This window comes from Massilia phyllostachyos (genome assembly GCF_021044825.1).
In the GTDB taxonomy this organism is placed as follows: Bacteria; Pseudomonadota; Gammaproteobacteria; order Burkholderiales; family Burkholderiaceae_D; genus Telluria; species Telluria phyllostachyos.
Window position 1 is genome coordinate 181,738 of the sequence record NZ_JAJNOC010000009.1, and the last position, 13,716, is coordinate 195,453.

Below are 13,716 nucleotides of genomic sequence, written 5' to 3' on the forward strand. Positions count from 1 at the left end.
TAGCGTCGCCTCGGTGCGCCCGGGAGTTGAACGCGTGGGCGGAGGACCGCGGGGCCGCCCAGGCCCACCCTACAGGGATCAGAAGTAGTGTTCGGCGTCCGGTGGCGGTACGACCCATGCGTGCATGCGCTCCTCGTACACCGACACGTTCGGCGCCGGAAATGCCGGGTCGGCGAAGGTCCCGACCGGAATCGTGATGAAGCCTTCCAGTCCCTCGGCCTTGTACCAGACCGTGGTGCCGCAGGTCGCGCAGAAGTGGAAGGTGGCGCGCGCGCCCGAGCCGCCCACCCGTACAAAGCTGGTGGACTGGCCTTCGATGACGACGGACTCCTCTGGAAAACGCGCCTGCGCCGCGAACACGCTGCCGCTGCGCCGCTGGCAGGCCAGGCAGTGGCAGATCGAGACGCGCACCGGATCGGCGTTCACGGTGGCCGTGAGCTGGCCGCAGCTGCAGGATGCCAGCCGCTCCATCACACCGCCGCCAGCGCCCGGCGCAAATCTTCGCGCTGGTCGTCCAGGTGCTCGATGCCGACCGACAGGCGGATCAGGCCGTCACCGATGCCCAGTTGCGCGCGCTGCTCGGCCGGGATGCTCGCATGGGTCATCAGCGCCGGATGCTCGATCAGGCTCTCGACCCCGCCCAGGCTCTCGGCCAGCGTGAACACCTCGCAGGCTTCCAGGAAGCGGCGGCTGCCGGCCAGGTCGGTGGCCAGGTCGATCGAGACGATGCCGCCGAAGCCGTTCATCTGGCGCCGCGCCAGCGCGTGCTGCGGGTGCGATTCCAGGCCCGGATAGAACACCTTGCGCACCTTGGGCTCACGTTCCAGCCACTGGGCCAATGCCAGCGCGTTGGCGCTGCTGCGCTCCACGCGCAGGGCCAGGGTTTTTATGCCGCGCAGCACCAGGAAGCTGTCGAAGGGCCCCTGGATGGCGCCGACGGCGTTCTGGATGAAGCCGAGGCGCTCGCCCAATTCCTGGTGGCGGTCTTCCTGGCCGACCACGGCCACGCCGCCGATCACGTCCGAGTGCCCGTTCAGATACTTGGTGGTCGAGTGCACCACGATGTCGAAGCCGAGTGCCAAAGGACGCTGCACGATGGGGCTGGCGAAGGTGTTGTCGCAGACCGTGATGACGCCGCGCGCGCGGCACTGGGCCGCGATCGCCGCGAGGTCGGCCAGTTTCAACATGGGGTTGGTCGGGGTCTCGACCCACACCAGCCTGGTCTCCGGCCGCAGGGCCGCTCCCAGCGCGTCCGCGTCGGTCAGGTCGACGTAGCTGAAGGTATGGCCGGCGCTCAGCTTGCGCACGCGCTCGAACAGGCGGAAGGTGCCGCCGTACATGTCGTCGCCGGCCACGATGTGCGAGCCGGCCGGCAGCAGTTCCAGCACCGCGGCAATGGCCGCCAGGCCCGAGGCGAAGGCGAAGGCGGCGCCGCCGCTTTCGATGTCGGCCACGCAGCGCTCCAGCGCCCAGCGCGTCGGGTTGTGCGAGCGGCCGTAGTCCAGGCCCTTGTGCACGCCCGGGCTCTCCTGGCGGAAGGTCGAGGTCGCGAAGATCGGCGGCATCACGGCGCCGGTGGCCGGTTCCGGCGCCTGGCCGCCGTGGATCACGCGGGTGGCGAGATGTTTTTTCTGTTCGGTCATGAAAGCGTCCTTCGCAGGTGGTTCAGCAGATCATAGCGCGTGATCAGGCCGTAGAAGCGCTCGCCGTCGTGGATCACGGCGGTCAGGCCGCGGTCGAGGATTTCGCGCAGGTGGCCCATGCTGGCGCTTGGCAGCAGGGTCTGCAGCGAGGAGGTCATGGTGCTGGAGACCGGGGCGCTGAACTTCTCCGGTTCGGTTGTCACGTGCAGCAGGATGTCGGATTCGTCGATCAGGCCGACCAGGCGGCCGCCGTCGTCGACCACCGGCAGCTGCTGCAGGTCGCTGTTGCGCATGCGGTTGAAGGCGGTGAGCAGGGTGTCGATTGGTGACAGGGTGACCACTTCGCCGGCGTCGTGGCGGCGCCCGATCAGGTCGCGCAGGTCGCCCGTCTTCGGTCGCGAGATCAGGCCCTGGTCGACCATCCAGCCGTCGCTGTACACCTTGGTGAGATAGCGGGTGCCGGTGTCGCAGACGAAGGTGACGACGCGCTTGGGGCGGGTCTGTTCGCGGCAGTAGCGCAGTGCGGCCGCCAGCAGGGTGCCGGTCGAGGAGCCGCCCAGGACGCCTTCCTGCTGCAGCAGCAGGCGCGCGGTGCCGAAGCTTTCCTCGTCGGGAATCGTGTAGGCCTTTTTCACGCGCGACAGGTCGGCGATGCCGGGAATGAAGTCTTCGCCGATGCCCTCGACCGCCCACGAGCCGGCATCCTTGCGCAGCACGCCGGTATTCACGTAGTCGGCCAGGATCGAGCCCTGCGGGTCGGCCAGCACGAATTCCAGGTTCGGCTGCACTTTTCTAAAATAGCGCGACAGGCCGGTGAGGGTGCCGGACGAGCCGACGCCGACCACGATGGCATCGACCTTGTGGTTGCACTGGTCCCAGATCTCGGGGCCGGTGGTGGTTTCGTGGGCGCGCGGGTTGGCCGGGTTGTTGAACTGGTCGGCGAACCAGGCGCCGGGGATTTCCTTCGCCAGGCGCGCCGCGTAGTCCTGGTAGTACTCGGGGTGGCCCTTGCCGACGTCGGAGCGGGTCAGGTGGATCTCGGCGCCGAGCGCCTTGAGGTGCAGGATCTTTTCGGCCGCCATTTTATCCGGCACCACCAGCACCACGCGGTAGCCCTTGATGCGCGCCACCAGGGCCAGGCCCAGGCCGGTATTGCCGGCGGTGGCCTCGACCACGGTGCCGCCTGGCGCCAGGTGGCCGTCGTGCTCGGCCTGCTCGATCATGGCGCGGCCGATGCGGTCCTTGATCGAGCCGCCGGGGTTCTGCGATTCGAGCTTCAGGAACAGCTGGCAGGGGCCGGTATCGATGCGGGTGACTTCGATCAGCGGGGTGTCGCCGATCAGGGAAAACAGTGCAGCTTGCGACGCATGTTGCATAGTGCCTCCGTTTGACGGGCATTCCGGATGCGGATGCCCGTTTCGTGCGCGGCGTGCATGGCGCCGCTCCGTGGTCACTGGCGCCGGGTCGGCGTCAGGCCGTATAAAAAAGATAATAATACGGCTTTCGCCCGCGTGGGTGTTGGGCGGAATTAAAGGTGCGGGACAATGCGCGTGCTAGATGAGTCCGAGCCGCAGCGCCTTGACCGCCAGCGCCGTCTTGTTCGGCGCTTCCAGCTTGAGCAGCATGTTATTGATGTGGAAGTTGACGGTGCGCTCGCTGATGTGCAGCCGGTCGCTGACCTGGGCCGAGGTGGCGCCGTCGGCGGTCCAGCGCAGCACCTCGGCTTCGCGCCTGGTCAGCAGGATCGCATCCGGCGCCACGCGCCGTGCATGGTGTCCGGACAGGGTCTCGTGCACCGCCTGCCCCAGCCAGGCCACGCGCTGGCCCTGCTGCCGCACCTCCTGCCCGGACAAGGGATCATGCGAGCGCGCCAGGGTGAGCAGGCCGGCGTTGCCGCGGCCATCGTGGCAGGACTGCGACCAGCCGTGGCGCAGCCCGTGGGCGCGCGCGTCTTCCCAGAACGGGCGCGCCTGCGCGAAGACTTCTTCGGACCAGAGCAGCGGCAGCACCGAACGGCTCGCATACGCGATGGTGGGGTCGACCGCGAGATAGCCCTGTTCGGCGTACCTGGCCTGCCAGCTGGCCGAATAGTTGTTCAGCATGATGAGCTCTGGCGCCGCGAGGGGTTGCGGAATGCGCAGGCCGTAGGCGCAGAAGTCGAATCCGAGCGCGCGGCCGGCCGCCGCCAGGTGCGTCAATACCTCTTCGTCGCGACGCGCCCCGAGCAGCGCCTGGAGCTGGTCTTCCTGCCAAGTGTCCATCGATACCGTCTCACGAATGCATCCTGCATTGTAGTGCGGAGCAGCGTAAATCTGTCAAACCTGACAGTATCCAGGCTGCCAAAACTGCGGCATGATGGGCTTTCCTGCAACACGCACGTCAAGACGGAGTCATTCATGCGCATCACCCTGTTCCTCTCATCCTGCCTGCTGCTGGCCGGCGCCCACGCCGCCGAGGTCAAGCGCGTCGACGCGCGCACCATCGCCTTCGACGGATCCATCACCGCCGGCGATGCCGCGAAACTGGCGCAGGCCTGGGCGCCCGGCACCACGCTGCTGCGCGTGACGAGCGTGGGCGGCAGCAGCGAGGAGGCGATGATCATGGGCCGCTTCATCCACGACAAGGGCCTGGACATCGAGATCGTGCGCGGCTGCGCCTCGAGCTGCGCGAACTACATGTTCCCGGCCGCCCGCCACAAGACCATCACCCCCGGTGCGATCCTGGGCTACCATGGCACCGGCTACCTTACCGAGCTGGCCGGCGTCGACAGCCTGCGCGAGGACCTGCTTGCCGGCGGCATGGCGCCGGACGAGGTGAAGAAGCAGCTGCCCGGTCTGCACGACTACGTGGTCCGCATCGCACGGATGGAACAGGAATTCACGCGCTACATCGGCCTCAACCCGCAGTTCTACCGCGACTTCAAGACGGTGGCGGAAAAGGGCGACGCCCTCGACAAGCAATACGCTGCGCAGAAGGCGACCTTTCTGTGGTGGCCCTCGGCCAGGCGGCTGGAGCAGTGCTACGGCATCCGCAACGTGAACGACCAGGCCCGCCCGGCCGCGCTGGAAAGCACCGGCCACGCCTTCGTCACCAAGGGCGCCTTCCTGCTGGTCGGCGACCAGTTCCTCGCGGGCTGCGGCAGCTAGGCTATTCTCCGGCCTTGAGCCGGCGCCACAAAGTGGTGCGGCTGATGCCGAGAAAGCGCGCGGCCGCGTCGCGCTGGCCGCCGAAGCGCGCCAGCACCTCGGCCACTTTTTCCTGCGGCGCGCCGACGGCGGGCAGGGCGATCGCGGGCGCCTGCGCGTTGCGGCCCAGCTCCGGGGCGATCGACAGCAGGAAGGCCGGGCCCAGGGCCTGCAGCGGCTCGCCCGCCATGAATAGCGCGAGCCGCTCCATCAGGTTGCGCAGCTCGCGCACATTGCCCGGCCAGTCGTAGCTCTCCAATAGCGGCGCGCAAGCCTGCAGCTCGGCATGCAGGTTCGGGTGCGGCTTCGCATCCACCGCCGCCAGCGCATGCTTGAGCGACCATTCGGCCAGCGGCGCGATATCGTCGCGGCGCGCGCGCAGCGGCGGCAGCGCCAGGCGCAGCACCGCCAGGCGGTAGAACAGGTCGGCGCGGAAGCGCCCCTCGCGTACCCGCGCTTCCAGGTCGCAGTGGGTGGCGCTGATCACCCTCACCTCAATCGGCACCGGGCGCGTGCCGCCGACCCGCATCACCTCGCGTTCCTCCAGCACGCGCAACAGGCGCGTCTGCAGGCCGAGCGGCATCTCGCCGATCTCGTCGAGGAACAGGGTGCCGCCGTTGGCCGCTTCGAACAGGCCGGCGTGGCCGCCGCGGCGCGCGCCGGTAAAGGCGCCTTCCTCGTGGCCGAACAGTTCCGATTCCAGCAGCGACTCGGCGATCGCGCCGCAGTTCACCGCCACGAAGGGCCGGTTGGCGGCGCGCCGCACCCCTTCGCGGTGGATGGCCTGGGCCACCAGTTCCTTGCCGCTGCCGGTCTCGCCCTGGATCAGGACCGTCGCCGGCGAGCGCGCATACAGCACCACGGTCTGGCGCAGGCGCTCCATCGCTTGCGAGTCGCCGCGCAGGTCGTGCAGGCCGCGCCGTGCGCGGCGGCTGTCGTCGCCACGAACCTGGCGCCCGCGGTTCGCTTCCAGCCGCGTCAGGCGCGCCATCTCCAATGCATCGTCGAAGGCCTGGCGGATCGAGGCCGCCGAATACAGGAACACGCTGCTCAGGCCCGCTTCCTCGGCCAGGTCGGCGATCAGGCCGGCGCCGACGATGACCTCGATGCCGGCCGTCTGCAACTCTTTGATGGCTGCGCGCGCATCCTCCTTGGTCGCATAGGTGCGCTGGGCGATCTCGAGGCCGAAGATCGCGGCGAAGCCGCCCAGTTCGCGCAAGGGTTCCTGGTAGGTGATCACGCCGATGCGCGGCGACACCCGGCGCGCGCGCGCCAGCGCCTGCATCACGTCGAAGCCGCTGGCCTTGGCCACCACCACCGGCACCGAGATCCGGCCCTTCAGGTAGGCCGCATTCGAGCCGGCCGCGATCACCACGTCGCAGCGCTCGGTGGCCAGGCGTTCGCGCAGGGTGCGCGCGGCTTCCTCGAAGCCGAGGTGCAGCGGTTCGATCGCCGCCAGGTGGTCGTACTCGAGGGTGATGTCGCGGAACAGGTCGGACAGGCGCGAGACCGACACGGTCCAGATCACCGGCTTGTCGCCGCCGTCGTGTTGGCTGCTGGGAGAGTAGGGCATGGCGGCAAGTGTAGCCGATCCCGTTGATCCCCTTCCAATTTGAAACGCCGACCTGTCAGTTTCGCGTAAGAAGGCCGTAAGACTGAGGTAAGGGCATGCCCGTAGCATGGACTTCAGCCTGCAGCACAAGGCACCATAAATACAGGAGACACAATTGGATCAAGACGTCGTTCAACGGGTCAAGTCCGACCCGAATTACCGCAAGCTGGTCGTTAAGCGTTCGCGCTTCGGCTGGATTCTCACCTGGAGCATGATGGTCGTGTATTACGGCTTCACGCTCCTCTGCGCCTTCGACAAGGAACTGATGGGCGCGCGCATCGGCACGGGCGTCATGACCTGGGCCATCCCCGCAGGGATCTTCGTGATCCTGTTCACGGTCGTCGTCACCGCCATCTACGTGCGCCGCGCCAACAGCGAATACGATGAGCTGACCGAGGCCATCAAGGCGCGCGCACTGGACAGCAAGAAGGTGGCCGCATGACGACCCGCCGCTTCCTCGCCGCCTCCCTGCTGGCCGCCAGCGGCATCGCCACCGCCGCGCCCGACCTCGGCCAGGCCACCAAGCAGGCCACCAACTGGACCGCGATCAGCATGTTCGCGATCTTCGTCGTACTGACCCTGTTCATCACCAAGTGGGCCGCGGCCAAGACCCGCTCGGCCTCGGACTTCTATACCGCCGGCGGCGGCATTTCCGGCTTCCAGAACGGCCTGGCGATCGCCGGCGACTTCATGTCGGCGGCGTCCTTCCTGGGCATCTCGGCCGCCGTGTTCCTGGACGGCTTCGATGGCCTGATCTACGCGATCGGCTTCCTGGTCGGCTGGCCCGTCATCACCTTCCTGATGGCCGAGCGCCTGCGCAACCTGGGCCGCTACACCTTCGCCGACGTTGCCGCCTATCGCTTCCACCAGAAGCCGATCCGCGTGTTCGCGGCCTCCGGCACCCTGGTGGTGGTCGCTTTCTACCTGATCGCGCAGATGGTCGGCGCCGGCCAGCTGATCAAGCTGCTGTTCGGCCTCGAATACTGGATCGCGGTCGTCATCGTCGGCATCCTGATGATGGTCTACGTGCTGTTCGGCGGCATGACCGCCACCACCTGGGTGCAGATCATCAAGGCCGTCATGCTGCTCGCGGGCGCTTCCTTCATGGCCTTCTCGGTGCTGGCGCAATACAATTTCAGCCCGGAACAGCTGTTCGCCACCGCGACCGAAGTGCACGCCAAGGGCAATTCGATCATGGGCCCGGGCACCTTCCTGAAAGACCCGATCTCGGCGATCTCCTTCGGCATGGCGCTGATGTTCGGCACCGCCGGCCTGCCGCACATCCTGATGCGCTTCTTCACCGTCCCGAGCGCGAAGGAAGCGCGCAAGTCGGTGCTGTGGGCGACCACCTGGATCGGCTACTTCTACCTGCTGATCTTCATCATCGGCTTCGGCGCGATCGTGCTGGTCGGGACCAATCCGGACTTCAAGGACGCGGCCGGCAAGCTGCTGGGCGGCAACAACATGGCGGCGGTGCACCTGGCCAAGGCCGTGGGCGGCGACATCTTCCTCGGCTTCATCTCGGCGGTGGCCTTCGCGACCATCCTGGCGGTGGTGGCCGGCCTGACCCTGTCGGGCGCCTCGGCGGTGTCGCACGACCTGTACGCCACCGTGTTCAAGAAGGGCAAGGCGAGCAGCGTCGACGAGCTGAAGGTCTCGAAGATCACCACCATCGCGCTCGGCGTCATCGCCGTGCTGCTCGGGATCGCATTCGAGAAGCAGAACGTCGCCTTCATGGTCTCGCTGGCCTTCGCGATCGCCGCCTCGGCCAACTTCCCGGTGCTGTTCATGTCCGTCCTGTGGAGCAAGTGCACCACCCGCGGCGCCACGGTCGGCGGCTTCCTGGGCCTGGCCACCGCGGTGATACTGACCCTGGTGTCGAAGTCGGTATGGGTCGACGTGCTCGGCAACGCCGCGCCGATCTTTCCCTACACCTCGCCGGCGATCTTCTCGATGGCGGTGGGCTTCTTTGGCATCTGGTTCTTCTCGATTACCGACAAGACCCCGCGTGCGGCGATCGACAAGGCTGGTTTCGAAGCGCAGGAAGTGCGTTCGGAGACCGGCATCGGCGCCGCGGCGGCCAGCGCGCACTGAGCGCAGCGCCCCAGTCCACACCGGAAGCAGGCCCGCAAGGGCCGCTTCCGGTTTTTTCTTGCGCATGCCCCCAGCATGGCCGTGCGATTCGACCCATCTCGCACAGGACTGTCGCAAAATTTCTGCATAGATCATTCATCTGACTCAACTCGAGCGGCAAACGACCTATGGCTGGCCTGAGTTTTGCAACGTTTCAGAATGCAATCCGCTGTTTCAATATGAAACGCCGTTGAAACAGCGGCGCCGGCGACGGCGCGCTATACTCCTGCAAGTCATTGAAAACAAAGGGCGTGCTCATCCTCTGTAAGGATGGCACGCCGTTTGCATATCAGGGTGCGACACCATCACCGCACCAATGAAAGGACAAGCATGAGCCAAACCTCCGCCGGCGCCGCCTTCCGCCAGGCCGTCCAGGACGAATCCCCTCTGCAGGTCGTGGGCGCGATCAACGCCAACCACGCACTGCTGGCCAAGCGCGCCGGTTTCCGGGCGATCTACCTCTCGGGCGGCGGCGTGGCCGCCGGTTCCCTGGGCTTGCCCGACCTCGGCATCTCCGGCCTGGAAGACGTCCTGATCGACGTGCGCCGCATCACCGACGTGTGCGACCTGCCGCTGCTGGTCGACATCGACACCGGCTTCGGCGCCTCGGCCTTCAACGTGGCGCGCACCGTGCGTTCGCTCATCAAGGCCGGCGCCGCCGCCTGCCACATCGAAGACCAGGTCGGCGCCAAGCGCTGCGGCCACCGCCCGGGCAAGGAAATCGTCAGCCGCGACGAGATGGTCGACCGCGTGAAAGCCGCGGCCGACGCCCGCACCGACGACAACTTCGTGATCATGGCGCGCACCGATGCGCTGGCCGTGGAAGGCCTGGACGCCGCCATCGAGCGCGCCGTGGCCTGCGTGGAAGCCGGGGCCGACATGATCTTCCCCGAAGCGATGACGAGCCTGGAGATGTATAAACGGTTCGCCGACGCGGTCGAGGTGCCGGTGCTGGCCAACATCACGGAATTCGGCTCGACCCCGCTGTTCACGGTCGAGGAGCTGAAGAGCGCGAACGTCGGCCTGGTGCTGTACCCGCTGTCGGCCTTCCGCGCGATGAACAAGGCGGCCGAGAACGTGTATGGCGCGATCCGCCGCGACGGCACCCAGCAGAACGTCCTCGACACCATGCAGACCCGCGCCGAACTGTACGACCGCATCGACTATCACAGCTACGAACAGAAGCTCGACGCGCTGTTCGCCCAGAAGAAAAGCAAATAAGGAGCCACACATGACTACCCAGAACATCGAGACCCCAACCTTCAAGCCGAAGAAATCGGTGGCCCTGTCCGGCGTCGCCGCCGGCAATACCGCCCTGTGCTCGGTCGGCAAATCGGGCAACGATCTGCACTACCGCGGCTACGACATCCTGGACGTCGCCACCACCTGCGAATTCGAAGAGATCGCCTACCTGCTGGTGCACGGCAAGCTGCCCACTAGCGCCGAACTGAAGGGCTACAAGGCGAAACTGAAGTCGCTGCGCGGCCTGCCGCAAGCCGTGAAGAGCGCGCTCGAAGCGCTGCCGGCCGGCGCCCACCCGATGGACGTGATGCGCACCGGCGTCTCGGTGCTGGGCTGCGTGCTGCCGGAGAAGGACGACCACAATCTCGCCGGCGCGCGCGACATCGCCGACCGCCTGATGGCCTCGTTCGGTTCGATGCTGCTGTACTGGTACCACTTCAGCCACAATGGCAAGCGCATCGACGTCGAGACCGACGACGATTCGATCGGCGGCCACTTCCTGCACCTGCTGCACGGCGAAAAGCCGCGCGACTCGTGGGTGCGCGCGATGCATACCTCGCTGATCCTGTACGCGGAACACGAGTTCAACGCCTCGACCTTCACTTCGCGCGTGATCGCCGGCACCGGCTCCGACATCCACTCGGCCGTCACCGGCGCGATCGGCGCGCTGCGCGGTCCGAAGCACGGCGGCGCCAACGAAGTCGCGCTCGACATCCAGAAACGCTACGAGAACGCCGACGAAGCCGAAGCCGACATCCGCAACCGCGTCGCGAACAAGGAAGTCGTGATCGGCTTCGGCCACCCGGTCTACACCATCAGCGATCCGCGCAATGTGGTGATCAAGGAAGTGGCGCGTTCGCTGTCCGCCGAAGCGGGCTCGATGAAGATGTTCGACATCGCCGAGCGCCTGGAATCGGTGATGTGGGAAGTCAAGAAGATGTTCCCGAACCTGGACTGGTTCTCGGCCGTGTCGTACCACATGATGGGCGTGCCGACCGCGATGTTCACGCCGCTGTTCGTGATCTCGCGCACGTCGGGCTGGTCGGCGCACATCATCGAGCAGCGTATCGACAACAAGATCATCCGTCCGAGCGCGAATTATGTGGGTCCGGAGGATCTGCAGTTCGTGCCGATCGCGGATCGGAAATAAGACAGTACCCGCGGCCTTCGCGTCTCAAGGGTAGCTAATCAATCGAGCACCATCATGAACACCAACCACCGCAAACCCCTCCCAGGCACCTCGCTGGACTACTTCGACACGCGCGCCGCGGTCGACGCCATCCAGCCCGGCGCCTACGACACGCTGCCCTATACCTCGCGCGTGCTGGCCGAGAACCTGGTCCGCCGCTGCGACCCGGCCAGCATGACCGACTCGCTCAAGCAGATCATCGAACGCAAGCGCGACCTCGACTTCCCCTGGTTCCCGGCGCGCGTGGTCTGCCACGACATCCTGGGCCAGACCGCGCTGGTGGACCTGGCCGGCCTGCGCGACGCCATCGCGGAACAAGGCGGCGACCCCGCCATGGTCAACCCGGTGGTCCCGACCCAGCTGGTGGTCGACCACTCGCTGGCCGTCGAGTGTGGCGGCTTCGATCCGGATGCGTTCACCAAGAACCGCGCCATCGAGGACCGCCGCAACGAAGACCGCTTCCACTTCATCGACTGGACCAAGAAGGCCTTCCAGAACGTCGACGTGATCCCGCCGGGGAACGGCATCCTGCACCAGATCAACCTGGAGCGGATGTCGCCGGTGATCCAGAGCGAACAGGGCGTGGCCTACCCGGACACCCTGGTCGGCACCGACTCGCACACCCCGATGGTCGATGCGCTCGGCGTGATCGCGATCGGCGTGGGCGGGCTGGAAGCGGAAAGCGTGATGCTGGGCCGCGCCTCGTACATGCGCCTGCCGGACATCGTCGGCGTCGAGCTGACCGGCAAGGCACAGCCGGGCATCACCGCCACCGACATCGTGCTGGCGCTGACCGAGTTCCTGCGCAAGTCGAAGGTGGTCTCCGCCTACCTCGAGTTCTACGGCGCAGGCGCCTCCAGCCTGACCCTGGGCGACCGCGCGACGATCTCCAACATGGCCCCCGAATTCGGCGCCACCGCGGCGATGTTCTACATCGACGAGCAGACCATCAAGTACCTGCGCCTGACCGGCCGTGAGGAAGAGACCGTGCAGCTGGTCGAAGCCTATGCGAAGGAAGCCGGCCTGTGGGCCGACAGCCTGGCGAACGCCTGGTACGAGCGCACGCTGTCGTTCGACCTGTCGACCGTGGTGCGCAACATCGCCGGCCCGTCGAACCCGCACAAGCGCGTGCCGACCTCGGAACTGGCTGCGCGCGGCATCGCCGGCGTGGTGCAGAACGAACCGGGCCTGATGCCCGACGGCGCCGTCATCATCGCGGCCATCACCAGCTGCACCAACACCAACAACCCGCGCAACATGATCGCGGCCGGCCTGATCGCGCGCAACGCCAACCGCGCCGGCCTCACGCGCAAGCCCTGGGTCAAGAGCTCGCTCGCGCCGGGTTCCAAGGCGGTGGCCCTGTACCTGGACGAAGCCGGCCTCACGCCGGAACTCGACAAGCTGGGCTTCGGCGTGGTCGCTTTCGCCTGCACCACCTGCAACGGCATGAGCGGCGCGCTGGACCCGGCAATCCAGCAGGAGATCATCGAGCGCGACCTGTACGCGACCGCCGTCCTGTCGGGCAACCGCAACTTCGACGGCCGCATCCACCCGTACGCCAAGCAAGCTTTCCTGGCGTCGCCGGCGCTGGTGGTGGCGTACGCGATCGCCGGCACCATCCGCTTCGATATCGAGAAGGATGTGCTGGGCGTCGACGCCGCCGGCCGCGAGATCCGCCTGGCCGACCTGTGGCCGAGCGACGAGGAGATCGACGCCGTGGTCGCCAGCAGCGTCAAGCCCGAGCAGTTCCGCAAGGTCTACACGCCGATGTTCGCGCGCGTGGTGGACGACGGCGTCAAGGTCGATCCGCTGTACGACTGGCGGCCGATGAGCACCTACATCCGCCGTCCGCCGTACTGGGAAGGCGCGCTGGCGGGCGAACGCACCTTGGCCGGCATGCGGCCGCTGGCGGTCCTGGGCGACAACATCACCACCGACCACCTGTCGCCGTCGAACGCGATCCTGCTCGATTCGGCCGCCGGCGAGTACCTGGCGAAGATGGGCTTGCCGGAAGAGGACTTCAACTCGTACGCGACACACCGGGGCGACCACCTGACGGCGCAGCGCGCGACGTTTGCGAACCCGACGCTGAAGAACGAGATGGTGCTCGACGCGATGGGGAACGTGAAGGCCGGTTCGCTGGCGCGCATCGAGCCCGAGGGCCAGGTCACCCGCATGTGGGAAGCGATCGAGACCTATATGGAACGCAAGCAGCCGCTGATCGTGATCGCCGGCGCCGACTACGGCCAGGGCTCCTCGCGCGACTGGGCGGCCAAGGGCGTGCGCCTGGCGGGCGTGGAAGCGATCGTGGCCGAGGGCTTCGAGCGGATCCACCGGACCAACCTGGTGGGGATGGGGGTGCTGCCGCTGGAGTTCAAGGCGGGGGTGAATCGTCTGACCCTGGGGATCGATGGGACCGAGACCTTCGATGTGATTGGGGAGCGGACGCCGCGGACCGATTTGACCTTGGTGATTCATCGTCGCAGTGGCGAACGTGTTGAAGTGGCGGTGACGTGCCGGCTCGATACGGCCGAGGAAGTGGCGATTTACGAGGCGGGCGGTGTGCTGCAACGCTTCGCGCAGGATTTCCTGGAATCGTCGGCCCCCAAAGCAGCCGCGTAATCATTGCGGACGCCATCCTCTGCCCGTCGTTCCCGCGAAGGGTAAATGATGCCACTGGCATCATTTACCCCAATTTTGCGTGCGTTATCG

At 66.8% G+C, this 13,716-nt stretch carries 11 protein-coding genes; 6 read left to right on the forward strand and 5 right to left on the reverse strand.

Features of this window, described 5'->3' with window-relative positions; translation table 11 throughout:
* Positions 1 to 78 precede the first annotated feature (78 nt).
* The 4 genes from LQ564_RS21790 to LQ564_RS21805 all read right to left on the reverse strand — a co-directional run bounded on the left by LQ564_RS21790 (position 79) and on the right by LQ564_RS21805 (position 3,904).
* Positions 79 to 471, reverse strand: a complete 393-nt coding sequence (locus LQ564_RS21790) for a GFA family protein (RefSeq protein ID WP_231060204.1) — start codon at positions 469 to 471, stop codon at positions 79 to 81.
* A complete protein-coding gene (locus LQ564_RS21795) occupies positions 471 to 1,643 on the reverse strand; it encodes a trans-sulfuration enzyme family protein (protein ID WP_231060205.1) in 1,173 nt (390 codons plus the stop codon). Before LQ564_RS21795 ends, LQ564_RS21790 begins: the two co-directional genes overlap by 1 nt.
* Entirely contained in the window at positions 1,640 to 3,019 is a 1,380-nt protein-coding gene (locus tag LQ564_RS21800; RefSeq protein ID WP_231060206.1) for a pyridoxal-phosphate dependent enzyme, read from the reverse strand. The genes LQ564_RS21795 and LQ564_RS21800 overlap by 4 nt, the downstream gene beginning before the upstream one ends.
* Positions 3,020 to 3,196: 177 nt before the next feature.
* A complete protein-coding gene (locus tag LQ564_RS21805; protein WP_231060207.1) occupies positions 3,197 to 3,904 on the reverse strand; it encodes an autoinducer binding domain-containing protein in 708 nt (235 codons plus the stop codon).
* 135 nt (positions 3,905 to 4,039) lie between these two features.
* Between LQ564_RS21805 and LQ564_RS21810 the strand changes: the two genes are divergently transcribed.
* Positions 4,040 to 4,789 (forward strand): hypothetical protein, encoded by a 750-nt coding sequence (locus LQ564_RS21810; RefSeq protein WP_231060208.1) that lies wholly within the window; start codon positions 4,040 to 4,042, stop codon positions 4,787 to 4,789.
* 1 nt (position 4,790) lies between these two features.
* Here the strand turns inward: LQ564_RS21810 and prpR are convergent, their stop codons facing one another.
* On the reverse strand, positions 4,791 to 6,401 hold the full coding sequence (gene prpR, locus LQ564_RS21815) for a propionate catabolism operon regulatory protein PrpR (protein ID WP_231060209.1): 1,611 nt from the start codon (positions 6,399 to 6,401) through the stop codon (positions 4,791 to 4,793).
* 154 nt (positions 6,402 to 6,555) lie between these two features.
* Here prpR and LQ564_RS21820 point away from each other — a divergent pair, with 154 nt between their 5' ends.
* The 5 genes from LQ564_RS21820 (at position 6,556) to acnD (ending at position 13,626) form a co-directional block, all read left to right on the forward strand.
* Complete coding sequence (locus tag LQ564_RS21820; protein ID WP_231060210.1) at positions 6,556 to 6,882, forward strand: DUF485 domain-containing protein; 327 nt, start codon at positions 6,556 to 6,558, stop codon at positions 6,880 to 6,882.
* Positions 6,879 to 8,534, forward strand: a complete 1,656-nt coding sequence (locus tag LQ564_RS21825) for a cation acetate symporter (protein ID WP_231060211.1) — start codon at positions 6,879 to 6,881, stop codon at positions 8,532 to 8,534. Before LQ564_RS21820 ends, LQ564_RS21825 begins: the two co-directional genes overlap by 4 nt.
* A gap of 369 nt (positions 8,535 to 8,903) precedes the next feature.
* The gene (gene prpB / locus LQ564_RS21830; protein ID WP_231060212.1) at positions 8,904 to 9,794 is read left to right on the forward strand and encodes a methylisocitrate lyase; all 891 of its coding nucleotides are present in this window, start codon (positions 8,904 to 8,906) and stop codon (positions 9,792 to 9,794) included.
* Positions 9,795 to 9,804: 10 nt separating this feature from the next.
* On the forward strand, positions 9,805 to 10,965 hold the full coding sequence (prpC, locus tag LQ564_RS21835; RefSeq protein WP_231060213.1) for a bifunctional 2-methylcitrate synthase/citrate synthase: 1,161 nt from the start codon (positions 9,805 to 9,807) through the stop codon (positions 10,963 to 10,965).
* 54 nt (positions 10,966 to 11,019) lie between these two features.
* Positions 11,020 to 13,626 carry a Fe/S-dependent 2-methylisocitrate dehydratase AcnD gene (gene acnD, locus LQ564_RS21840; RefSeq protein WP_231060214.1) on the forward strand — a complete coding sequence of 869 codons (2,607 nt, stop codon included), beginning with the start codon at positions 11,020 to 11,022 and terminating at the stop codon, positions 13,624 to 13,626.
* The last annotated feature ends 90 nt before the right edge of the window (positions 13,627 to 13,716 follow it).

Excerpts from the sequence above, each read along its gene's own strand:
- prpC (WP_231060213.1), top strand. The coding sequence starts at position 9,805 with ATGACTACCCAGAACATCGAGACCCCAACCTTCAAGCCGAAGAAATCG.
- prpB (WP_231060212.1), top strand. The coding sequence starts at position 8,904 with ATGAGCCAAACCTCCGCCGGCGCCGCCTTCCGCCAGGCCGTCCAGGAC.
- LQ564_RS21790 (WP_231060204.1), bottom strand. The coding sequence starts at position 471 with ATGGAGCGGCTGGCATCCTGCAGCTGCGGCCAGCTCACGGCCACCGTG.
- acnD (WP_231060214.1), top strand. The coding sequence starts at position 11,020 with ATGAACACCAACCACCGCAAACCCCTCCCAGGCACCTCGCTGGACTAC.
- prpR (WP_231060209.1), bottom strand. The coding sequence starts at position 6,401 with ATGCCCTACTCTCCCAGCAGCCAACACGACGGCGGCGACAAGCCGGTG.
- LQ564_RS21795 (WP_231060205.1), bottom strand. The coding sequence starts at position 1,643 with ATGACCGAACAGAAAAAACATCTCGCCACCCGCGTGATCCACGGCGGC.
- LQ564_RS21825 (WP_231060211.1), top strand. The coding sequence starts at position 6,879 with ATGACGACCCGCCGCTTCCTCGCCGCCTCCCTGCTGGCCGCCAGCGGC.
- LQ564_RS21800 (WP_231060206.1), bottom strand. The coding sequence starts at position 3,019 with ATGCAACATGCGTCGCAAGCTGCACTGTTTTCCCTGATCGGCGACACC.
- LQ564_RS21805 (WP_231060207.1), bottom strand. The coding sequence starts at position 3,904 with ATGGACACTTGGCAGGAAGACCAGCTCCAGGCGCTGCTCGGGGCGCGT.
- LQ564_RS21810 (WP_231060208.1), top strand. The coding sequence starts at position 4,040 with ATGCGCATCACCCTGTTCCTCTCATCCTGCCTGCTGCTGGCCGGCGCC.